This is a genomic window from Lentzea sp., assembly GCF_035525475.1.
In the GTDB taxonomy this organism is placed as follows: domain Bacteria; phylum Actinomycetota; class Actinomycetes; order Mycobacteriales; family Pseudonocardiaceae; genus Lentzea.
Genome location: NZ_DATLEC010000160.1, coordinates 1 through 20005 on the forward strand (window position 1 = coordinate 1; position 20005 = coordinate 20005).

General features: G+C 71.3%; 20 protein-coding genes. 10 read left to right on the forward strand and 10 right to left on the reverse strand.

Annotated elements, in window-relative coordinates; translation table 11 throughout:
• Nucleotides 1-311, reverse strand: a 311-nt coding sequence (locus VM306_RS26470) for a helix-turn-helix transcriptional regulator (protein WP_325519812.1), incomplete at its 3' end; no start/stop codon positions are given.
• 130 nt (nucleotides 312-441) lie between these two features.
• Here VM306_RS26470 and VM306_RS26475 point away from each other — a divergent pair.
• The 6 genes from VM306_RS26475 to VM306_RS26500 are packed head-to-tail and all read left to right on the forward strand — an operon-like array spanning nucleotide 442 to nucleotide 5854.
• Complete coding sequence (locus VM306_RS26475; protein WP_325519814.1) at nucleotides 442-1563, forward strand: efflux RND transporter periplasmic adaptor subunit; 1122 nt, start codon at nucleotides 442-444, stop codon at nucleotides 1561-1563.
• Complete coding sequence (locus VM306_RS26480; protein ID WP_325519816.1) at nucleotides 1560-2240, forward strand: ABC transporter ATP-binding protein; 681 nt, start codon at nucleotides 1560-1562, stop codon at nucleotides 2238-2240. Before VM306_RS26475 ends, VM306_RS26480 begins: the two co-directional genes overlap by 4 nt.
• Entirely contained in the window at nucleotides 2237-3427 is a 1191-nt protein-coding gene (locus VM306_RS26485; protein ID WP_325519818.1) for an ABC transporter permease, read from the forward strand. Before VM306_RS26480 ends, VM306_RS26485 begins: the two co-directional genes overlap by 4 nt.
• An 11-nt stretch (nucleotides 3428-3438) precedes the next feature.
• A complete protein-coding gene (locus tag VM306_RS26490; protein ID WP_325519820.1) occupies nucleotides 3439-3930 on the forward strand; it encodes a hypothetical protein in 492 nt (163 codons plus the stop codon).
• Entirely contained in the window at nucleotides 3927-4607 is a 681-nt protein-coding gene (locus tag VM306_RS26495) for a response regulator transcription factor (RefSeq protein ID WP_325519821.1), read from the forward strand. The genes VM306_RS26490 and VM306_RS26495 overlap by 4 nt, the downstream gene beginning before the upstream one ends.
• Nucleotides 4604-5854, forward strand: coding sequence for a HAMP domain-containing sensor histidine kinase (locus VM306_RS26500; protein WP_325519822.1), 1251 nt, complete (start codon nucleotides 4604-4606; stop codon nucleotides 5852-5854). The genes VM306_RS26495 and VM306_RS26500 overlap by 4 nt, the downstream gene beginning before the upstream one ends.
• Before the next feature lie 6 nt (nucleotides 5855-5860).
• Here VM306_RS26500 and VM306_RS26505 read toward each other — a convergent pair whose 3' ends face one another.
• Nucleotides 5861-6607 (reverse strand): class I SAM-dependent methyltransferase, encoded by a 747-nt coding sequence (locus tag VM306_RS26505; RefSeq protein ID WP_325519824.1) that lies wholly within the window; start codon nucleotides 6605-6607, stop codon nucleotides 5861-5863.
• Between the two features lie 90 nt (nucleotides 6608-6697).
• Nucleotides 6698-7267 (reverse strand): XRE family transcriptional regulator, encoded by a 570-nt coding sequence (locus tag VM306_RS26510; protein WP_325519826.1) that lies wholly within the window; start codon nucleotides 7265-7267, stop codon nucleotides 6698-6700.
• A 48-nt stretch (nucleotides 7268-7315) separates the two neighbouring features.
• Between VM306_RS26510 and VM306_RS26515 the strand changes: the two genes are divergently transcribed.
• Nucleotides 7316-8200 (forward strand): NAD(P)/FAD-dependent oxidoreductase, encoded by an 885-nt coding sequence (locus tag VM306_RS26515; RefSeq protein WP_325519827.1) that lies wholly within the window; start codon nucleotides 7316-7318, stop codon nucleotides 8198-8200.
• Nucleotides 8197-9510 carry an MFS transporter gene (locus tag VM306_RS26520; protein WP_325519829.1) on the forward strand — a complete coding sequence of 438 codons (1314 nt, stop codon included), beginning with the start codon at nucleotides 8197-8199 and terminating at the stop codon, nucleotides 9508-9510. The genes VM306_RS26515 and VM306_RS26520 overlap by 4 nt, the downstream gene beginning before the upstream one ends.
• Here the strand turns inward: VM306_RS26520 and VM306_RS26525 are convergent.
• Nucleotides 9497-10585 carry an NAD(P)/FAD-dependent oxidoreductase gene (locus VM306_RS26525; protein ID WP_325519831.1) on the reverse strand — a complete coding sequence of 363 codons (1089 nt, stop codon included), beginning with the start codon at nucleotides 10583-10585 and terminating at the stop codon, nucleotides 9497-9499. The two genes, VM306_RS26520 and VM306_RS26525, sit on opposite strands and share 14 nt — an antisense overlap.
• A gap of 156 nt (nucleotides 10586-10741) precedes the next feature.
• Between VM306_RS26525 and VM306_RS26530 the strand changes: the two genes are divergently transcribed.
• Nucleotides 10742-11332 (forward strand): bifunctional 4-hydroxy-2-oxoglutarate aldolase/2-dehydro-3-deoxy-phosphogluconate aldolase, encoded by a 591-nt coding sequence (locus VM306_RS26530; protein WP_325519833.1) that lies wholly within the window; start codon nucleotides 10742-10744, stop codon nucleotides 11330-11332.
• Nucleotides 11333-11439: 107 nt separating this feature from the next.
• Here the strand turns inward: VM306_RS26530 and VM306_RS26535 are convergent, their stop codons facing one another.
• Nucleotides 11440-13938, reverse strand: a complete 2499-nt coding sequence (locus VM306_RS26535; RefSeq protein ID WP_325519835.1) for a DUF6493 family protein — start codon at nucleotides 13936-13938, stop codon at nucleotides 11440-11442.
• Nucleotides 13935-15215 carry an SWIM zinc finger family protein gene (locus VM306_RS26540; protein ID WP_325519837.1) on the reverse strand — a complete coding sequence of 427 codons (1281 nt, stop codon included), beginning with the start codon at nucleotides 15213-15215 and terminating at the stop codon, nucleotides 13935-13937. The genes VM306_RS26535 and VM306_RS26540 overlap by 4 nt, the downstream gene beginning before the upstream one ends.
• 133 nt (nucleotides 15216-15348) lie before the next feature.
• Here VM306_RS26540 and VM306_RS26545 point away from each other — a divergent pair, with 133 nt between their 5' ends.
• Nucleotides 15349-16770 carry an FAD-dependent monooxygenase gene (locus VM306_RS26545; protein WP_325519839.1) on the forward strand — a complete coding sequence of 474 codons (1422 nt, stop codon included), beginning with the start codon at nucleotides 15349-15351 and terminating at the stop codon, nucleotides 16768-16770.
• On the opposite strand, the gene lysA is transcribed toward VM306_RS26545, so the two are convergent.
• From lysA to VM306_RS26565, 4 genes are all read right to left on the reverse strand, one after another.
• On the reverse strand, nucleotides 16761-18074 hold the full coding sequence (lysA, locus tag VM306_RS26550; protein ID WP_325519841.1) for a diaminopimelate decarboxylase: 1314 nt from the start codon (nucleotides 18072-18074) through the stop codon (nucleotides 16761-16763). The genes VM306_RS26545 and lysA overlap by 10 nt on opposite strands.
• A gap of 105 nt (nucleotides 18075-18179) precedes the next feature.
• A complete protein-coding gene (locus VM306_RS26555) occupies nucleotides 18180-18857 on the reverse strand; it encodes a response regulator (protein ID WP_325519843.1) in 678 nt (225 codons plus the stop codon).
• A gap of 26 nt (nucleotides 18858-18883) precedes the next feature.
• On the reverse strand, nucleotides 18884-19414 hold the full coding sequence (locus tag VM306_RS26560; RefSeq protein ID WP_325519845.1) for a potassium-transporting ATPase subunit C: 531 nt from the start codon (nucleotides 19412-19414) through the stop codon (nucleotides 18884-18886).
• 3 nt (nucleotides 19415-19417) lie between these two features.
• Nucleotides 19418-20005, reverse strand: a 588-nt coding sequence (locus VM306_RS26565; protein ID WP_325519847.1) for an HAD-IC family P-type ATPase, incomplete at its 5' end; no start/stop codon positions are given.

Below are 20005 nucleotides of genomic sequence, written 5' to 3' on the forward strand. Positions count from 1 at the left end.
GTCGACTCCGCCATCGCGAGCGTGCGCAGGTTGTCCGACACCTGCACGATGTACTCCTCGAACGCGTACCGGTAGCGCCGTTTGAAGTCCTCGAAGAAGTCGATGTCCTTGCCGCACATCGACAGGTACTGCACGAGGTCGATCTCGCTGGCGCGGTACTTGCCGGTCTCGATCGTCGAGAGCTTGCTCGGGTCCCAGCCGAGGCGGACCGACAGCGCGGCGCCGGTCAGTCCCGTGCAGGTCTCGCGCAGCCGGCGCAGCTCGTCGCCCAGGTCCCGGCTGTAGGCGGTGGAGGGGGTGGTCGTGGCCATTCCTCGAAGCTAGGGGTTGCTCACAAAGCAAAAGGTGCACAAACGGGTGAAACACACCCGCGCTGATCTTCAGCGCACTCCCAGGAAACTCGCAGCCCGGGCACAGCTTGGCGGACGACGATCCCGGTTCATGACTCGACGTCGCAGATCCCTGGTGATCAACGGGCTGCTGGTGGTGGTGCTCCTCGGCGCCGGTGTCGCCGGCTACCTGGTGTTCTTCGGTTCGTCCGGCAACGCCCAGCCCACCGCCGCGCGCACCGCCGCTGCCGCGAACCGCGACGTCAGCGAGGTGGTGACGGCGTCGGGGACGGTGCAGAGCTCGTTCAGCGCCGCCGCGTCGTTCGGGGCGAGCGGCACGGTCACCGAGGTCGACGTCAAGGTCGGCGACACCGTCACCAAGGGCCAGCAGCTCGCGCGGCTGGATCCCACGCAGGCGCAGTTGCAGGTCGACATCGCGCAGGGCAACCTCAACGCGGCGTTGGAGAAGGGCACGGGCACGAACGCGTTGCTCACGGCGTACCGGCAGGCGCAGCTCGCGCTCCAGCAGGCCAAGGACACGCTCGCCGCCACCACGCTCACGGCGCCCGGCGACGGCACGATCACGTCGGTCACCGGCGCGGTCGGGCAGAAGGTCGGCAGCTCCGGCAACGGGTCCAGCAGCACGGCCACGACCGGCACCACCACGACGACGTCCGGGTTCGTCGTCGTCACCGACCTGAAGAACCTCGTGCTGAAGGCCAACGTCTCCGAGTCCGACGTCAGCAAGCTCAAGGCCGACCAGGCGGCGACCGTGTCGGTGAACGCGATGACCGGCACGCCGATCCAGGGCAAGGTCGCCCAGGTCGACCTCACGCCCACGACGGCGAACAACGTCGTCCAGTACGGCGTGACGCTGACGTTGACCGAGCCGCCGGCGGGACTGCGGCCGGGGCAGTCCGCGAGCGTCGAGATCACCGTCGCCGGGGCCACCAACGTCCTGGCCGTGCCCGCCGCGGCTGTGCAGACGGTCAACGGCGCCAGCAGCGTCCAGGTGCTGGAGAACGGCGCGGAGACCCGCAAGACCGTCGAGATCGGGGTGCGCGGCGACCAGTACGTGGAGGTCAGGTCCGGTCTGACCGCCGGGGAGGAGGTCGTGCTGCCGCAGGTGACGACGTCGACCGGCCAGAACCGGACGAACCAGCAGGGCGGCACCTTCCCCGGCACCGGCGGCGGCCAGCGCAACGGCGGCGGGCTCACCGGGACCGGTCGATGAGCCCGGTCATCGAGGTCCGCGACCTCCGCAAGACCTACGGCTCCGGCGACACGGCCGTGCACGCGCTCAGAGGCCTCGATCTGACGGTCGAGAAGGGCGAGTACATCGCGATCATGGGCGCGTCGGGGTCCGGCAAGTCGACGCTGCTCAACATCCTCGGGTGTCTCGACGTGCCGACGTCCGGCGAGTACCTGCTGGACGGGATCGACACGGGCGAGTTCGACGAGGAGCAGCTCTCCCTGCTGCGCAACAGGAAGATCGGTTTCGTCTTCCAGTCCTTCAACCTGGTGCCGCGAACCACGGCACTCGCCAACGTCGAGCTCCCGCTGGTGTACGCGGGAGTTCGGCGTGCCCAGCGTCGTGAGCGGGCGCTGGCCGCGCTCGAGCTCGTCGGCTTGAAAGACCGCACGCACCACCGGCCCAACGAGCTGTCGGGAGGCCAGCAGCAACGCGTCGCGATCGCACGGGCCCTGGTGACCTCCCCCGCGATCGTGCTGGCCGACGAGCCGACCGGAAACCTCGACACCGACTCCAGCCGTGAGGTCCTCGGCATCCTCGACCGGCTCAGCGCCAGCGGGCGCACGGTCGTGCTGATCACGCACGAGGACGAGGTAGCGGCCCACGCGATGCGGACCGTGCGGGTCGTCGACGGGACAGTCGCGGGGGTGCTGGTGTGAGGCTCTTCGAGATCGCCGCCTTCGCCGTGCGCGGCCTGACCGCGAACAAGATGCGGTCCGGGCTCACGACCCTGGGCATCCTGATCGGTGTCGCGTCGGTGATCCTGCTGATCGCGGTCGGCAACGGCGCGTCGAGCGCGGTGCAGCAGAGCATCGCCGGGCTCGGCACGAACATCCTGACGATCAGCCCGCAGCGCGCCCAGCCCGGCAGCACGAGCAAGCCGCTGACGACGGCGGACGCGGCGGCGCTGGTCGGCGGCGACTCCCCCGCCGTCAGGTACGCGTCACCGGTCGTCTCCGCGCAGGCCACCGCCGGGTACGGGGACACCACGCACGACATCGGGCAGTTCATCGGCTCTGACCCGCGGTACTTCGACACCACGAACAGCGCTGTCGCCCAGGGGAACCTGTTCTCCGACAACGACGTCCAGCAGGCGCGCAAGGTCGTGGTGATCGGCGCGACCGTCGCCACCGAGCTCTTCCCCGGCACCGATCCGGTCGGGAAACCGATGCTGGTCAACAACATCCCGTTCACCGTGGTGGGAGTGCTGGCGGCCAAGGGGTCCAGCGGGTTGCAGGACGCGGACGACATGGCCGTGGCGCCGTTGACGACGACGCAGAACGCGCTGACCGGGTACGGCAGCCTCACCCAGATCGTGGTGCAGGCGAGGTCCGCGGACGCGTTGCCGGACGCGCAGGCCCAGGTGACCACGGTCCTCAACGGCCGCCACAAGATCACCAGCGCCGCCGACTACCGGATCCTCAGCCAGGACCAGCTGCTCACCGCGCGGACCGCGACGACGGAGACGTTCACGGTGCTGCTGGCGTCGGTGGCGGCGATCTCCCTGCTGGTGGGCGGGATCGGCATCACGAACATCATGCTGGTGACCGTCACCGAGCGGATCCGCGAGATCGGCATCCGCAAGGCCGTGGGCGCGCCCCGGTCGTCGATCCTGGGCCAGTTCCTGATCGAGGCGACGCTGCTGAGCCTGTTCGGCGGGGCGCTGGGCGTCGCCGCGGGGATGATCGGCAGCCGGTTCACCATCGCCGGGATCCAGCCGGTGGTCGTGCCGTCGTCGGTGCTGCTCGCGTTCGCGGTGTCGGCGCTGATCGGCCTGTTCTTCGGCAGCTACCCGGCTTCCCGCGCCGCGAAGCTCCGTCCCATCGAAGCCCTCAGGCACGAATAGGAGCCCTCGAAGTGACCAACCCACTCGACCAGCCGCTCGAGAACGACATCTCGGCCGAGCTGCGGGAACGCAAGGCGGGCTTCGGCAAGACCACGATCGTCCTCGGTGTCGCGGTGCTCGCCATCGTCGCGTTCGTCGGCGGGGTGTTCGTGCAGAAGTCGTTCGGCGCCGGCGAAACCCCGACGCGTCAGAACACCGCAGGGCGTCAGTTCCCCGGTGGCAACGGCGGCACGCCACCGTCCGGCGCCCAGCAGCGTCCCAACGGCGGCGGGCGCGGCACGATCGGCACGATCGACCACGTGGACGGCACGACCGTGTACGTGAAGACGCAGAACGGCCAGGTCGTCAAGGTGTCCACTTCGGACTCCACGAAGGTGGAGATCAGCTCGGAGGGCAAGCTCGCCGATCTGAAGGCAGGACAACAGGTCGTCGTCCAGGGCCAGGCCGGTTCCGACGGCACCGTGACCGGCCAGACCATCACGCAGCGTCCGGCCACCGGATGACGGAACGCGGCCGGTTGCTCGTCGTCGAGGACGAACCCGGCATCCGCGAACTGCTGTGCGCCAGCCTGCGGTTCGCGGGGTTCGCCGTGTCGAGCGCGGCGACCGGCGGCGAGGCCTTGCAGGCGGCGCGTTCGGACACGCCGGACCTGGTGCTGCTGGACGTGATGCTGCCCGACCGCGACGGGTTCGAGGTGGTGCGGCGGCTGCGGTCCGACGGCGTGCGGGTGCCGGTGCTGTACCTGACCGCGCGCGACGGCGCGGACGACCGCGTCACCGGCCTGACGATCGGCGGCGACGGGTACATCACCAAGCCGTTCAGCCTGGAGGAGGTCATCGCCCGCGTGACCGCCGTGCTGCGCCGCACCCGTCCCGGCACCGAAACCGAGCGATTGACCTGTGGCGATCTCTCGCTGGACGTGGAAAGTCACGTCGTGCGGCGCGGATCGCGGGTGATCGAGCTGTCGCCGACGGAGTTCCGGCTGCTGCACTACCTGATGCGCAACAGCGGGCGGGTGCTGTCGAAGGCGCAGATCCTCGACCAGGTGTGGTCGCACGACTTCGAGGGCGACGTCGCCGTGGTCGAGTCGTACATCTCCTACCTGCGCCGCAAGGTGGACGCCTCCGAACCGCGGCTGATCCACACCGTGCGGGGCATCGGGTACATGATCCGCCCATGACGTTGCGCGTGCGGCTGGTGGTCGTGCTCGTCACCCTGGTGGCGGCGGGCCTGGCGGGCACGTGGCTGATCGGGTCGAAGGTGATGGAGAACTACCTGCTGCACCAGCTCGACGCCCGGCTGGACCGCGCGGTGGCCCTGCCGCGGTCGTTGCCGTTGCGGGACAACATGGTCCTGCGAGACGCCGGCGGCGTCGTGGCGGGCACGCCCGTTCCCGGCCTGCCCGCGTTCGGCACGATGACGCCTGGCGACCACATCACCGTCGGATCGCTGCGAGTCGTGATGCGCACGGTGGACGACGACGAGCTGATCGCGGCGGTGGACCAGTCCGAGGTGGACCGCGCGGTCGACGACCTGCGGCTGGCGTTCCTGCTGATCAGCCTGGGCGCGCTGGTCCTGGTGGGCATGGCCGGGTACGCGCTGGTCAGGGCCTCGACACGGGCGTTGGAGGAGGTCGAGCAGGTCGCGGGCGAGATCGCGGCGGGCGACCTGTCGCGCCGGGTGCCGGTGCGGCGGCCGGGCAGCGAGGTCGGGCGGCTGGCGTCGGCGCTGAACACGATGCTCGGGCAGATCGAGCAGGCGTTCGCGGTACGGGTGAGCTCGGAGAACCGGATGCGGCAGTTCGCGGCGGACGCGTCGCACGAGCTGCGCACGCCGCTGACGTCGATCCGGGGTTACGCCGAGCTGTACCGGCAGGGCGCGGCAACCGACGCTTCCGAGGTGCTGAAGCGGATCGAGGACCACGCTCAGCGGATGGGACTGCTGGTCGACGACCTCTTGCAGCTGGCGCGGCTGGATTCCGAGCAGCCGCTGGTGCTGTCCGTTGTGGACCTCGTCGTGCCGGTCACCGACGCCGTCGTCGAGGCACGACTGCGCGATCCTGAGCGTGTCGTGTCGTTGGAACTGCCCGCCGGGCCGGTGGAGGTGCGGGCCGACGAGGCGCGGGTGCGGCGGGTGCTGACGAACCTGCTCGACAACGCGCTCGTCCACACCCCGGCGGGGTCGCCGGTCGAGGTCAGGCTTTCCGGCGACGGGTTCTCGGTGGCGGATCACGGGCCCGGGATGACCGCAGACCAGGCTGCGCGGGCGTTCGAACGGTTCTACCGCGTCGATCCCGCCCGCGGGCCCGGCGGGACCGGGCTGGGGCTCGCGATCGTGGCGGCGCTGGTCGCGGCGCACGGGTGGCGGGTCGAGCTGGACACCGCGCCGGGTGAGGGCGCGGTGTTCCGGGTGCTGCTCAAGCCGTGAGACCACTCATTTCCTCGCCGCCCAGACGGTGCGTTCGGTGCGCAGCGCCAGGTCGTCGCGACGCAGGGCTTGGTCGAGTGCCTCGGGGTCGAGAAGGCGCCGCAGAACGACTCGCGCGTACCGTTCCACCGCCGCGGACCGTTCGATGTGGACGGTCACGGTCCGGTCCGCCTCCACGGTGAACCCGGCCCTGGTGAGCATCGGGCCCCAGTCCGCGCCGCGGTGGGGCAGGCGTTCGTCGTGGTCGACCCGGCTCTCGGGGAAGAAATTCGGCATGCCGGCCATCTCCACGACGGCGAGCACGCCGCCGGGGGCGAGGGTGTCGTGGACCTGGCGCAGGGTCCGGTCCGGGTCGGTCATGTGGTGCAGGGAGCCCGACGCCCACACCAGGTCGGGAGTGCCGAGGTCCGGCCGGCCGGTGTCGAGGTCGGCCTGGACCGTGTGGACGCGATCGGTGAGGCCCAGCTCGCACGCCCTGTCGCGAAGGCGTTGGAGGTGGTCGACGGAGGCGTCGACTGCCGTGACCCGCGCCTCCGGGAAGCGGGAGAGCAGGGCGAACGTGCCAGCGCCGGTGCCGGCACCGAGGTCGACGACGCGGCGGGGGTTGCTGACGGGCAGCCAGCCGATGATGGACGCGGTGTGCTCGGCGAGCAGCTCCGCGTCCAGGTCGAGGATCTCCGCCTGGTCGACCCCGTGCCCGTGGCCGTGCCCATGCCCGTGGCCGTGGCCGTGGCCATGTTCGTGTTCGCTCATGCGGCCAACGTAGGTCCGCCGTGCGCCAGGTGCACGGGCACTTGCGCACTACGCAAGGCGGTCGGCGTGAACGCTGCCGACCGCGCAAGATCAGCCCTTCTTGTCGGCGTTGTGGCCCCGGCGCGCCTCGCGGTCGAAGATGCCGAGGATCTCGCACGGACCGCCCGCGGTGCCGATCGCGTGCGGCAGCATCGTCGGGAACTCCGCGGCCTGGTTGGTCTCCACGCGGAACCGCCGGTTGCCCAGCAGCAGCACCGCCGTGCCGGACAGCACGACGAGCCATTCACGGCCCGAGTGCGCGCGTAGGGACGCGGGGTTGTCGGGCGGCGGGTTCGTCATCCGCTGGCGCATGACGGTCATGCCGGGCTCGGCCCTGATCGGCCAGCGCAGCGTGGCGTGCCCGCTGTCGATCATCGGGCTGACGATCACGTCGTCGGTGTCGGTCTCGACGAGCTGGTCGAGTGTCGTGTCCAGTGCCCTGGCGAGGGTGACGAGCTGGTCGAGGGCCAGGCGGCGCTGGCCGTTCTCGATGCGGCTGAGCGACGACGGGCTCAGGCGGGCGCGGGTCGCGAGCTCGTCCAGCGACCAGCCCTGCGCCACCCGCAGTGCGCGGATCCGCTTGCGCACGAGGCTGTCCAGATCGCCATCTTCTTGCGTCATGCGCACGATCGTATGCCTCCGCGGCAAGAACTGCCTACCGTCGGATCCATGAACGAACTCTTGGACGCCCTGGTCATCGGCGGTGGCGCCGCCGGACTGAACGGCGCGATCATGCTGGCCCGCTCTCGCCGCTCGGTCCTCGTGGTCGACAGCGGCACGCCCCGCAACGCCCCGGCCGACGGCGTGCACGGACTCCTCGGCCTGGACGGCATCCCGCCCGCCGAGCTGCTGAGCCGAGGCCGCGACGAGGTGCGCGGGTACGGCGGTCAGATCGTGCGGGGTGAGGTGGTGAAGGCGGAACCGGGCCCCGGCGGGTTCGTCGTCACGCTGGCCGACGGCACTGAGCTGCGGGCACGGCGGCTGCTGGTCGCGACCGGGCTGCGCGACGTGCTCCCGGACGTCAAGGGGCTGGCCGAGCAGTGGGGGCGCGGCGTCGTGCACTGCTCGTACTGCCACGGCTGGGAGGTCCGCGACGAACCCATCGGCGTGCTGGCCTCGGTCCACCACGCCCTGTTGTTCCGGCAGCTGACCGACGACCTCGTGTTCTTCGCCAACGGCACCGAGCTCGACGACGACACCCGTGCGAAGCTCACCGGGCGCGGCATCCGGATCGTCGAGACCCCGGTCGAGGAGATCGAGTCCACGGAGGACTCCATCACCGGCGTGCGGCTCGCGGACGGTGAAGTGGTGCCACGACGCGTGATCGCCGTCATGCCCACCCTGCTGGCCCGCACCGAAGGTCTCGAAGGACTCCAGCTCCCGCTGGAGGACGTGCCCCAAGGACGCCGGTTCGTCACCGGCATGGCGGGCACGACTCCCGTCAAGGGCGTGTGGGTCGCGGGCAACGCCACCGATCTCGCCGCCCAGGTCGGCGCGTCCGCCGCGGCCGGTGCGCTGGCCGGCGCCCACATGAACGCGGACCTCCTCGCATGACCACCCTCACCGACACCCGTCAGCGCCGGACGGTGCTGGTCGCGATCTCCGTCGCGCTGATGGCCGTGATCTCCTCGGTGACCGGCCTGAACGTCGCCCAGCCCGACCTCGCCGCCGAGTTCGGGGCGGCGCAGAGCACCGTTCTGTGGATCATCAACGCCTACGTGCTCACCCTGTCCGCGTTGCTGCTGCCGCTCGGCGCGGCCGGGGACAGGTGGGGCCGCAAGCCCGCGCTCCTGACCGGCCTGGCCGTGTTCGGGGCCGCGAACGTGGCCGCGGCCCTCGCCCCGTCGGCCGAGGTGCTCCTCGCCGCCCGCGTACTGGGCGGGGCGGGCGCCGCGACGATCATGCCCGTGACGCTCGCCGTGATCACCTCGACGTTCCCGGAGAAGAAGCGCGGCAGGGCGATCGGCGTGTGGACGGGCGTCGCCGGTGGCGGCGGGCTGCTGGGCATGTTCCTGTCCGCGGTCCTGGTCGACTGGGCGACCTGGCGCTTCCTGTTCGTGCTGCCGGTCGTGCTGGTCGTCGTCGCGCTGGCGATGGTGTGGCGGTCGGTGCCCGACTCACGCGGCGAGCCGCACCCGTTCGACGTCGTGGGTGCGCTCACATCCGTCGTCGGCGTGGTCGGGCTGATCTACTTCCTGCACGAGAAGGACGTCATCGGCCTGCTCGCCGGAGTCGCCGGCACCGCGGCGTTCGTGGCCTGGGAGCTCCGCCACCGCACGCCGCTGCTGGACGTCCGGCTGTTCCGGGAACGCGGCCTGGCGAGCGGGTCCGTGACGATCCTGGTCGTGTTCGGGGTGCAGGCGGGCGTCTCGATCATGCTGTACCCGTTCTTCCAGACCGTCCTGGGCTGGTCGGGCCTGCTGTCCACGGTGGCGCTGCTGCCGATGGCGGGACTGATGATGGTCACCTCCGGGCTCGCCCCGCGGCTGGCCGAACGGGCCGGTGCCCGCGCGACCACCGCGTGGGGCGTCGGCGTGGCCGGAGCGGGCCTGGCGCTGATGGCCGTGCTCGTCTCCGACACCTACCTCTCGGTGCTGCCCGGCATCGTCGCCCTGGGTGTGGGCATGGGACTGTCGATGCCGCCCGCCACCGAGACCATCACCAGCTCCCTCCCCCGGGAACGCCAGGGAGTCGCGTCCGCGCTCAACGACGTCGCCAGGGAGCTCGGCGTCGCACTCGGCGTCGCGCTGCTGGGAGGGATGCTGTCCGCGTCCTTCGTGGACGGCTGGCGGACGTTCATGTGGGTGGGAGTCGCCCTGATGGCCGGGCTCCTCGCCCACCTGTTCCTGCCTAGGCGTCGGTGAGCATGTCCAGCAGCTTCTGCGGAGCGCCGTCCGCGCCGAACAGGCTCTCCAGCACCTGATCGGAGTCCTCGGCGGTCTCCACGGCGCGCACGAACATGGCCTGCTCGTACTCCGCCAGCGCTTCCTCGACGTCGCCGTGGCTCGCGAGCGCCTTGGCGAGCTCGGCGCCGTCGAGCATGGCGAGGTTGGCGCCCTCGCCGTTGGGCACCGAGAGGTGGGCCGCGTCGCCGACCAGCGTCACGCCCGGCACCCGGTCCCAGCGCAGTCCGGCGGGCAGCGTGTAGTGGGGGCGGAACACCGGCACCGTGTCGGTGTCGGTGATCAACGCCGTCAGCTCCGGCGCCCAGCCCTCGAACTCCCGCGCGACGCGCCGCGGGTCGGTGACGTCGATGCTGTCGAACCACTCGAGCGGACGGCTGAACTCGACGTAGGCGTGCAGCGTGTCGCCGGCCTCGCGGTGCCCGAAGATCCCCTTGCCCTGGCCGGGCGAGAACATCGACCCACCGCCGACGGCCTCGGCGGCGGCCGGGTGCCGCGTGTCGGCGTCGAAGAGGTAGGTCTCGACGAACGCCATGCCGGTGTACTCGGGCTTGGCGCCGGTGAGCACCGGCCGCACCCGCGACCAGGCGCCGTCCGCGCCGACCAGCAGCTCCGCTTCGACGGTGCCGCCGTCGGCGAACGTCACCCGCCTGCCGTCGACGCTCGTCACCTTGCGGCCCCACCGGACGGTGCCCGCCGGGAGCGAGTCGAGCAGGATCTGCCGCAGGTCGGCGCGCTGGATCTCGGGACGGCCGCCCGTGCCGTCGTCGGCCTTGTCGAGCAGGACGGTGCCGTCGTTGTCCAGCACCCGCAGCGCCTCACGCCCCTCCAGGACGAGCGCGCGGAACTCGTCCATCAGGCCGGCGGCCTCGACGGCGAGCTGACCGTTGTAGTCGTGGATGTCGAGCATGCCGCCCTGCGCCCGCGACGTCGGCGACTCCTCCGCCTCGTAGACCGTGGACGGAATGCCGTGGACGTGCAGCACGCGGGCGAGCGTGAGTCCACCGAGACCGGCACCGATGATCGTGACGTGCATGTTCAGGAGCTCCCCTGTGGGTCGTGCCGCCCGGTGTCGGCCGGCACGACCCACCTTCGGCCGCCGCGCTGACACGGGGCGCACACGTCACTGGCAGCCGCTGACAGGCGCTGTCACCTGCGCGGCTCCTGATTCACGCGCACTAGGCTGGCGTGCGTGAGCTACCGCTACGAGATCACCCAGGCGGTCGTGCGGCAGGGCATCATCGCGATCATCCGCACCGCCGACGCCTCGTCCGCCGTCCGGGCCGCCGCCCCGCTGCTGGACGCGGGACTCACCTCGCTCGAACTGCCGCTGACCAACCCCGGCGCGCTCGACGCGATCCGGCAGCTGCGCGCGGACCACCCGGACGCCGTCATCGGCGCGGGGTCCGTGCTCGACGAGGCCTCCGCGGTGGCCGCCGTGCGCGCCGGTGCGCAGTTCCTGGTGGCGCCCAACCTGAACGCCTCGGTCATCCGGGCGGGGCACCGCTACGGCGCCGCCGTGCTGCCGGGCGCGGGGAGCGTCTCCGAGGTCGTCCAGGCGCTCGAAGCCGGTGCGGACGCGGTGAAGGTCTTCCCGGCGCCGACGCCGCAGTGGGTCAGGGACGTGCTGGCCGTTCTGCCGTACGCGCCGCTGGTGCCGACCGGTGGCGTCGTGCCGGCCGACGTTCCCGCCTGGCTGGAGGCTGGTGCGGTGGCGTGCGGGGTCGGGTCGGCCCTTGCCCGCACGCCGATCGACGAGATCAAAGCGCTGCTGAAAACGTGACCCGCTGACCATGCTCCGTTCGGCGTCCTCTTCGGTGATCCGAGATCAGGGCGTTCCACACCTGCACGGACCTGTCCGACCACTACCCCGTCTTCGCGGACCAGGGCTCAGGCCAGTGCGCTCACCAGTCGCTTCGCCTGCACCACGACCTTGCTCGACCCCTTGCGCGCGGCGACGTCGGCGAGCCCGTCGACGTCGCCACCGGGCTTGAGCTGCTGGGCCAGTTCGACCGCCAGCTCGACCACGTCCGCGACCCGGTTGTGCGTCCACAGCTTCGGCAGCGCGGTCGCCACGACGTCCCACACCTGCTGTGCCGCACCGGAACGGGCCGTGTCGCGCAGGCCCGGCACGACCCGGCTCACCACCAGGTCGCCGCGGTCGAACAACCGGCCGAGCAGGTCGCCCAGCACCTTGCCGTCCAGCTGGTCGCGGGCGGCCAGGACGAGCACCGCATCGACGGCGTAGGCGCGGTTGACGGTCAGCTCGGCGCCGAGCCCGTAGGCCAGGGCGAGGTGCACAGCCTGTCCGGCGGGACCGCTGGCCTCCGCCAGCATCGGCAGGAGCGGGCCGTCGCCGCCCTTCGACATCGTCCGGGCCCGGAAGTGCGGTACGAGGTGAGCGGCGACGACCTCCCGCCGGGCGGGCAGGACGGACGGCCACCACTCGATCATGGGGCCCCACTCGTCGTACGCCCACGGGCGCTTCTCGGGCTCCTCCAGGCCGGGGACGACGACCGCGAGCAGGCCGGTGATCGTCTGCTCCGCCTGGTCCCGCCAGTACCTCTCGGAGCGGTAGGTCCGCTCCTCGACGGTGATCGCCGGGTCCGTCCTGGTCTCGCACCACTCGCGGACCTTCGCCGCCGCCTTGCCCGGCACCGGCTCGAACTCGCCGGCACCCGTGGTGGGCGGGAGGCGGTGGAACGCCTGCCTGAGGTCGCGCTGCCACGGTTCCCAGCCCTCGGCCTCGGCCTTCGCGAGCCGTTCCGCGAGCACCGCCGGGTCGAGCAGGCCGGACATCTCGGTCGGGGTGGAGACCAGGGCCGGACGCGGCGCGTAGATGAGACCCTTCTCGATCTCGTGCAGCCGCTGGGTGAGCTGCTCGTGGACGTCGCCGTTGCCGGCCCGTTTCATCTGGGCGCGCCAGTCGCGGGCGAAGTCCAGCGCGGAGGAGATCGCCCCGAGTTGCCTGGGCGGCGCGGAGACCGCGGCGAGGATCGCCAGGAACTCGGTGTGGGCGGTGCGCCGGGCGTGGTCGCGGTGGACGTCGTACGCGGTCCGGTTCAGGATCCACGGGTGCTTGTCGTAGACCGGCGCGAACGCCTTCGCGAGCGCTTCCCTGTCCTGCCAGGCGAACCGGACGACCGCCTCGACGACGCGTTCCGCGGGGACGCCCCCGATGTGCCCGGCGTCGCGGCCGAACAGCCCGAGGACCTCGCGGGTCAGCTCGTCGAGCGTGGTGATCGGCTCCGGCCACGGCTGGGGCGTGAACGGGACGAGCGCGACCGCTTCCTGCTGTGCCGCAACGCCACCGAGCCGGCCGGCGAGGTCGGCGGGCAGCTGCCCGGCCAGCGCCAGCAGCTCGGTCCTGGTGGCGTCGCTGATCTTCGCGAGGTGTGCGGCGATCAGCTTGACCGCCTGGCCGCGCAGGTCGTCCGACTCGTGCGAGAACAGGTCGGCGACGGTCAGCACCACGTCGTCCGGAGTGGACTTCGCGTGCTTGCCGAGCCAGGTGAGCTGGGTGCGGACGAGCTTCTTCTCGCCGCGGCCGAACACCCACCTGCTCGCCTCGCACAGCAGGCCGACGTCGAGCCTGCCCGCCTCGTCGAGCTGCTTGAGCCGGTCCTGCGCGAGCGTGGCGACGGTCGAGCGCGAGTCCGGCAGCATCGCGACGTAGTCCTTCACGTGCTCGGCCATCTCGTCGGGCGTGACCTGCAGAACGTCGTGCAGCGCCAGGAAACCCTGCATCTCCGTGACGCCGCCGCCCTGCTGGAGCCGTGCGAGGCAGCCGTCGAGCAGCACTCGTCGCTCACCCCGCTCGATCAGCAACGCGAGCCACTCCGAGTCGGATGCGAGGGCCTGCCCTGCGCCGGCGACTTCGAGCATGCGCGGGATCAGCGCGTCGAAACCCGGCCGCCACCACCGGTGACCGTCGAAGGTCATGAGGTGCGACAGGAACCCGTCCGAGTCCGGCGGGTCCTCACCGCAGAACTCCAGGACCACCCGCAGGACGTCGAGCCGCGAGAGGTCGCGCGACGGCATCTTCGCGCCGAGCCTCGCGACCAGATCGGGCATCCACGGCAGCTCCCGGCTGCGCAGCACGTCGAGCAGCACGGGGCCGACGTTCAGCGGGCTCTTCTCGTCCCACCACGTCTGGTAGCGCATCAGCCACGGCGTGAGCGCCGAGGCGCTCGGCAGCAGCCCCGCGCCCGCGACGGCGAGCGTCTCGAAGTGCTCCCAGCTGCGGCTGCCCGCCCTGTGCTTCTTCTCGAACGCGACGAGCTCCTTCGCGCACTCCTTGCGTTCCTCGGCTGTGAGGTTCTTGAGCACCTCGCCGAGCGCGAGCAGCTCGCGCGACACGATCAGCGCCTGGATTCTCTCGAAGCTCACGCCTGTCCCCTGACCACGTCCGCCGCCAGCACGTGCTTGCACTTGCCGCGCCCGCCCCGGTACTCGGCCCACCACTGGCAGGTGCAGGCGTCGCCGTCGACGCGGTGGCCGCCGACCACCGCCGTGTCGCCGTCCCAGCTGACGGCGCCCTGCTCGACGAGTGCCTTCGCGTTGCGCAGCCGGGGGTTCATCGCCTGCACGTCCGCGCCGTCGTAGGGCAGTTCGCGGTGGAAGTAGGACGCTTCCGCGAGGTCGTACCCGACGCGTCCGGCGGTGCCCAGCTGTGCCAGCGCGCCCTTCACCCTGGCGGTGGTGAGCCCTGACCGGTCCGCGAGGTCCGCGACGTCCACCCGCGGCTCGAAGTCCAGCAGGGCGCCGACGAGCTCGGCGTCGGTGTCCGCGTCACCGGCGGCGAGGCCGTCCAGGACGGCGCCCTCACCGGAGAGGCCGCGGTTCACCTCGGGCGAGAGGACGAGCGTGAGGCGTTGCGCGCCGAGGTCGACCTCCCAGCCGCTCGCGACGGGCCTGCCGTCGGACGGCGGGCCGTAGAGGCGGACGGCCTTCGCGAAGCGCAGCAACGGAAGAAGCGTCTCCAGCCGGTTCGGACCGGCGAGGCACACGGCGTTGCCCGACGCGCTTCCGCTGAGCCGCAACGACTTCCCGGACGGCACCGCCCACACCGCGGCACGGCCCTTCGGCAGCGTCCTGAGGAACCGCTGCGCGTCGGACGGCGACAGCTCGGCCCTGAGGTCGAACCGCGAGGTGAGCACCTGGGTCTCGGCGAACCCGCGCAGCCAGCGCGGCGGCAGCGGCACCTTCTTCTCGACGACCGCGCCGTCGAGCGTGCCGACCTCGACCTGGTCCGGCCCGACGGTCAGGTGCAGCGGGTCGCCCTTGGTCACCCGTGCCAGCGCGCGTCGCAGCGGTTCGTTGATGTCGACGTTCGTGGTGCCGCGGTCGTGCACCTCGCCGTCGAGCGCTCCACTGAGGACGTCGAGCCGCGCGTAGACGCCGCAGCAGCCGGAGAACGACTCGAACCGCAACCGGTCGCCGTTGCACGTGACGACCGGGTCGCGCAGCCGTTCGGGGGTGGGCTGGAAGTAGCGGGTCCCGGCGACCTTCGCGATGGCGAGCAACGACGACGCGGCCACCTGCGAGTCGGCGAGGAACCCGGTGAAGAAGCGCGGGTTCGGCGCCCGGCCGCCGGAGGTCTGCAGCCCCAGGGCGCGACGCGTCTCGTCCAGCCGGGAATCGGCGACGTAGGCGTACGAGTGCATTTGCGCACTCTAGTGAGCACACGTTCGACCACGGGCCGGAACGACCGAATATCGCTTGCGACGGGGCTCGGGGAGCCCGACAATCGGCCGCCTGCTCCAGGGACCTGGGGAAATTCGAGAACTCGGGTGGTTCATGTTCGATGTGATCATCGCCGGCTGCGGGCCGACCGGCGCCATGCTGGCGGCCGAGCTGCGGCTGCACGACGTGCGGGTGCTCGTCCTGGAGAAGGAAGCCAGACCCGCGTCGTCGTTCGTCCGCATCGTGAGCCTGCACATCCGCAGTCTCGAGCTGATGGCGATGCGCGGACTGCTGGACCGCCTCCTCGAACGCGGGCGGCAACGTCCCGTCGGGGGCAGCTTCGCCGGCATCCCCAAACCGACGCCGAAAGGTTTGGACTCCACCTACGACACCCTGCTCGGCATCCCCCAGCCGCTCGTGAACCAGGTGCTGGAGGAGCACGCGGTCGCGCTGGGCGCACAGGTGCGGCGCGGCAGCGCGGTGGCCGGTGTCGAGCAGGACGACGACGGCGTGACCGTCGAACTGGCCGACGGCGAGCGGCTGCGGTCGCGGTACCTCGTCGGCTGTGACGGCGCGCGCAGCACCGTGCGCAAGCTGCTCGGTGTCGGCTTCCCCGGCGAGCCCTCGCGGCACGACACGCTGATGGGCGAGATGGAAGCCGGTGTGCCGCAAGAAGAGATCGCCGCCAAGGTGGCCGAGATCCGCGAGACCACCAAGATGCTGCAGTTCGGGCCGGCCGGTGGGGGCAGCTACCGCGTCGTGGTCTCCTGCGCGACCCTCAGCGAGGACCGCACGGCCACGATCGAGGACTTCCGGCGGGAGCTGCGCACGATCGCCGGAACCGATTTCGGCGTCCACTCCCCGCGCTGGCTGTCCCGCTTCGGCGACGCCACCCGCCTGGCCGAGCGGTACCGCACCGGGCGGGTGCTGCTGGCGGGCGACGCGGCGCACATCCACCCGCCCGCCGGTGGCCAGGGCCTGAACCTGGGCGTGCAGGACGCGGTCAACCTCGGCTGGAAGCTGGCCGCGCAGGTCCACGGCCGGGCACCGGAGACGCTGCTGGACACCTACCACTCCGAACGCCACCCGGTCGCCGCGGGCGTCCTGGAGAACACCCGTGCCCAGGTGCACCTGATGTCCGGCGAACCGGGCGCGCGGGCCGTTCTCAAGCTCTTCACCGAGCTGATGGACCTCAACGAGGTCAACCGGTTCCTGATCGAGAAGATCACCGCGCTCGACGTCCGCTACGACCTCGGCGAGGGCCCGGACCTGCTCGGCCGCCGCCTGCGTGACGTCGAGCTGGAGAAGGGGACCCTCTACGACCGGTTGCACCCAGGCCGCGGGGCCGTGCTCGACCGCACCGGGGAACTGAGCGTCGGGGGCTGGTCGGACCGGGTCGACCTGATCGCCGATCCCGGTGCGGCACTGGACGTTCCGGCTGTGCTGCTGCGCCCCGACGGGCACGTGGCCTGGGTCGGCGAGCACCAGCGCGACCTGGACGACCACCTCGCCCGCTGGTTCGGTGCTCAGAGGTAGCGGCGCAGCAGGTCCTCCTCGGTCTCGCGGCGCACGACCGGCCGCGCCACGCCGTCCTTCACCGCGACCACCGGCGGACGGCAGACCTGGTTGTAGTTCGATGCCAGCGCGTGGTGGTAGGCGCCGGTGACGGGCACGGCGAGCACGTCACCGGCGTGCACGTCGGCGGGCAGCAGCACGTTCTCGGCCAGCACATCACCGGCTTCGCAGTGCCTGCCGACCACCGTCACCGGCTTCGGCCTCCCGCCCCTGCCGACCAGCCGGACGGCGTACCCGGCGCCGTACAGGGCGGGCCGCGGGTTGTCGCTCATCCCGCCGTCCACAGCCACGAACGTCCGGCTGGCACCGTGTTTGACCGCACAGACCCGGTACAGCGTGACACCGGCGTTCGCGACGACCGCCCGTCCCGGCTCGATCAGCACCCGCGGAACGGGCACCCGGTGCAGCCCGCATTCGTAGTTCACCGTGCCGCGAACCCGTTGTGCGAAGCCGAAGAGGTCGAACGACGACTCGCCCGGCAGGTACGGCGCGCAGAACCCACCGCCCAGGTCGAGCTGCTCGATCCGGACGCCGCAGGAGGCGATCAGGCCGATCATCCGCCGGGTGGCCTCCTCGTAGGACGCGACGTGCCGGACCTGCGAGCCGATGTGGCAGTGCAGCCCGGTGAGCCGGAGCGACGGCTGCTCGACGACCCGCAGGACCGCCTCCAGCGCGGCGCCGGAAGCCAGCGAGAACCCGAACTTCTGGTCCTCCACCCCGGTCGCGATCGCCGCGTGGGTGTGCGCGTCCACACCCGGCGTCACGCGGACCATGACCTCCTGGCCGTGCCGCGCGAGCGCGCCGAGCTGGGCGATCTCGTCGAACGAGTCGACGACGACGCGCGACACCCCGTACTCCAGCGCGGCCTTGAGGTCCTCCGCCGTCTTCACGTTGCCGTGCATGATGATCCGCTCCGCCGGGAACCCGGCGGCTCTCGCGAGGGCGAGCTCACCGGCGGACGACACGTCCAGCGACAGGCCTTCCTGAGCCATCCACCGGTAGACCTCGGGACAGGGCAACGACTTTCCCGCGAACACGACCTCGGCGTCCGGCAGGGCGGTGCGGAAGGCCTTGGCCCGCGCCCGGACCGTCAGTTCGTCCAGCACCTGGCAGGGCGTGCCGAACCGCGCCGCGAGCCGGGACGCGCGCACTCCACCGAGGACGAGATCTGAGCCGTCGAGACGCGTGTTGTCCGGCCACAACCCCGGCTCCAGCACCGGTGCGGTGGAACATCCGGTGCTGGGCAACAACTCCGCGAGCGTCATGCGTCCAGCACACGCCCGGCGGGCGTTCGTGCCCAGGTCCCGGACGGGACCCTGACACCGGCACCCCTCACCTTGACGCGATCCTGACGAGCGCCGTAACCCAGGTCATACCTCGAACCGGTACCCCATCCCCGGCTCGGTGACCAGGTGCCGCGGGTGCGCCGGGTCGTCCTCCAGCTTGCGCCGCAGCTGGGCGAAGTAGACTCGCAGGTACTGGGACTCGTTGACGTGCATGGGTCCCCACACCTCCTGCAGCAGCTGCCTCTGCGACACCAGCCGCCCGGGGTTGCGCGCCAGGATCTCGACGAGTCCCCACTCGGTCGGTGTCAGGTGCACCTCGCGGCCGTCCCGCCGCACCTTCTTCACCGCCAGATCGACGACGAACGACGACGTCTCCACCACCGGGTCGCCCGCCTCCCGCGCGAGGTTCCGCCGCACCGCCGCGCGCAGCCGCGCGAGCAGCTCGTCCATCCCGAACGGCTTGGTGACGTAGTCGTCGGCGCCCGCGTCCAGCGCCTCGACCTTGGCGCTCGAGTCGGTGCGCGCGGACAGCACGATGATCGGGACGGTCGACCAGCCGCGCAGGCCCGCGATCACGTCCACGCCGTCGAGGTCGGGCAGGCCGAGGTCGAGCACGACCACGTCCGGTTTGCCCTCCACCGCGACGCCCAGGGCGGACTTGCCGTCGTAGGCCGTCATCACGTCGTATCCGCGTGCGCTGAGGTTGATCCTCAACGCGCGGACGATCTGCGGTTCGTCGTCCACCACCAGTACTGAGGTCATGGGTCCTCCTCGTGGACGGGCGACCGTCAGCGGGTCGCGCTGTCGACGGCACGGTTCAGCGCGGTCACGTTGACGGTGGTGGTGAAAGTGCCGCCGGTGCTGGCCGCTACCAGCTCCCGCACCTTCTCCACCGGCAGCCCGGACGCACGTGCCACACGAGGCACCTGCAGCGCCGCGTACTCCGGGCTGATGTGCGGGTCGAGGCCGGACGCCGACGCCGTGACGGCGTCCTGCGGCACCTGGTCCTCCGGCACGTCCTCGCGTTGCGCGATCGCCGCACGTCGTTCGTCGATCACCTTGGTGTAGTCCTCGTTCAGCTCGCCCTTGTTGGAGCCGCCGGACGCGGGCAGCGTCGCCGCGGACGGCCTGGGCACGAAGTACCGGTCCCCTTCCCGCGCCACGGCGACCAGGGTCGTGTTCGTCGCCTCGGCGTTGGCGTGCAGGCCGGGAAGACGCGAGACGCCCCACACCGACAGCGGGTAGAGCACGCCGAGGAGCACCGTGAGCGCGAGCAGGATCCGCAGCCCCGCCCACGACTGCTTCAGGAAGTTGGTCATGGGTCAGCCGATCCCGGGAATGAGTCGCACGAGCAGGTCGATGAGCCAGATCCCGGCGAACGGCGTCACGACGCCGCCGAGGCCGTAGATCAGCAGGTTGCGCCGCAGCAACGCCGACGCGCTGGACGGCCGGTACCGCACGCCCTTGAGCGCCAACGGGATCAGCGCCACGATGACGAGCGCGTTGAAGATCACCGCCGACAGGATCGCGGACCGCGGCGTGGCCAGGTGCATGATGTTGAGCTCGTCCAGCGCCGGGTAGATGGCCGCGAACATGGCGGGCAGGATCGCGAAATACTTCGCGAGGTCGTTCGCCACGGAGAACGTCGTCAGCGCACCGCGCGTGATGAGCAGCTGCTTGCCGATCTCGACGATTTCGATGAGCTTGGTCGGATCGGAGTCGAGGTCGACCATGTTGCCCGCCTCCTTGGCCGCCGACGTGCCGGTGTTCATCGCGACGCCGACGTCAGCCTGGGCCAGCGCGGGCGCGTCGTTGGTGCCGTCGCCGGTCATCGCGACGAGCTTGCCGCCTGCCTGCTCCTTCTTGATCAGCGCCATCTTGTCCTCGGGGGTGGCCTCGGCGAGGAAGTC

Excerpts from the sequence above, each read along its gene's own strand:
- VM306_RS26475 (WP_325519814.1), top strand. The coding sequence starts at position 442 with ATGACTCGACGTCGCAGATCCCTGGTGATCAACGGGCTGCTGGTGGTG.
- VM306_RS26480 (WP_325519816.1), top strand. The coding sequence starts at position 1,560 with ATGAGCCCGGTCATCGAGGTCCGCGACCTCCGCAAGACCTACGGCTCC.
- VM306_RS26495 (WP_325519821.1), top strand. The coding sequence starts at position 3,927 with ATGACGGAACGCGGCCGGTTGCTCGTCGTCGAGGACGAACCCGGCATC.
- VM306_RS26500 (WP_325519822.1), top strand. The coding sequence starts at position 4,604 with ATGACGTTGCGCGTGCGGCTGGTGGTCGTGCTCGTCACCCTGGTGGCG.
- VM306_RS26505 (WP_325519824.1), bottom strand. The coding sequence starts at position 6,607 with ATGAGCGAACACGAACATGGCCACGGCCACGGCCACGGGCATGGGCAC.
- VM306_RS26510 (WP_325519826.1), bottom strand. The coding sequence starts at position 7,267 with ATGACGCAAGAAGATGGCGATCTGGACAGCCTCGTGCGCAAGCGGATC.
- VM306_RS26515 (WP_325519827.1), top strand. The coding sequence starts at position 7,316 with ATGAACGAACTCTTGGACGCCCTGGTCATCGGCGGTGGCGCCGCCGGA.
- VM306_RS26520 (WP_325519829.1), top strand. The coding sequence starts at position 8,197 with ATGACCACCCTCACCGACACCCGTCAGCGCCGGACGGTGCTGGTCGCG.
- VM306_RS26525 (WP_325519831.1), bottom strand. The coding sequence starts at position 10,585 with ATGCACGTCACGATCATCGGTGCCGGTCTCGGTGGACTCACGCTCGCC.
- VM306_RS26540 (WP_325519837.1), bottom strand. The coding sequence starts at position 15,215 with ATGCACTCGTACGCCTACGTCGCCGATTCCCGGCTGGACGAGACGCGT.
- VM306_RS26545 (WP_325519839.1), top strand. The coding sequence starts at position 15,349 with ATGTTCGATGTGATCATCGCCGGCTGCGGGCCGACCGGCGCCATGCTG.
- lysA (WP_325519841.1), bottom strand. The coding sequence starts at position 18,074 with ATGACGCTCGCGGAGTTGTTGCCCAGCACCGGATGTTCCACCGCACCG.
- VM306_RS26555 (WP_325519843.1), bottom strand. The coding sequence starts at position 18,857 with ATGACCTCAGTACTGGTGGTGGACGACGAACCGCAGATCGTCCGCGCG.
- VM306_RS26560 (WP_325519845.1), bottom strand. The coding sequence starts at position 19,414 with ATGACCAACTTCCTGAAGCAGTCGTGGGCGGGGCTGCGGATCCTGCTC.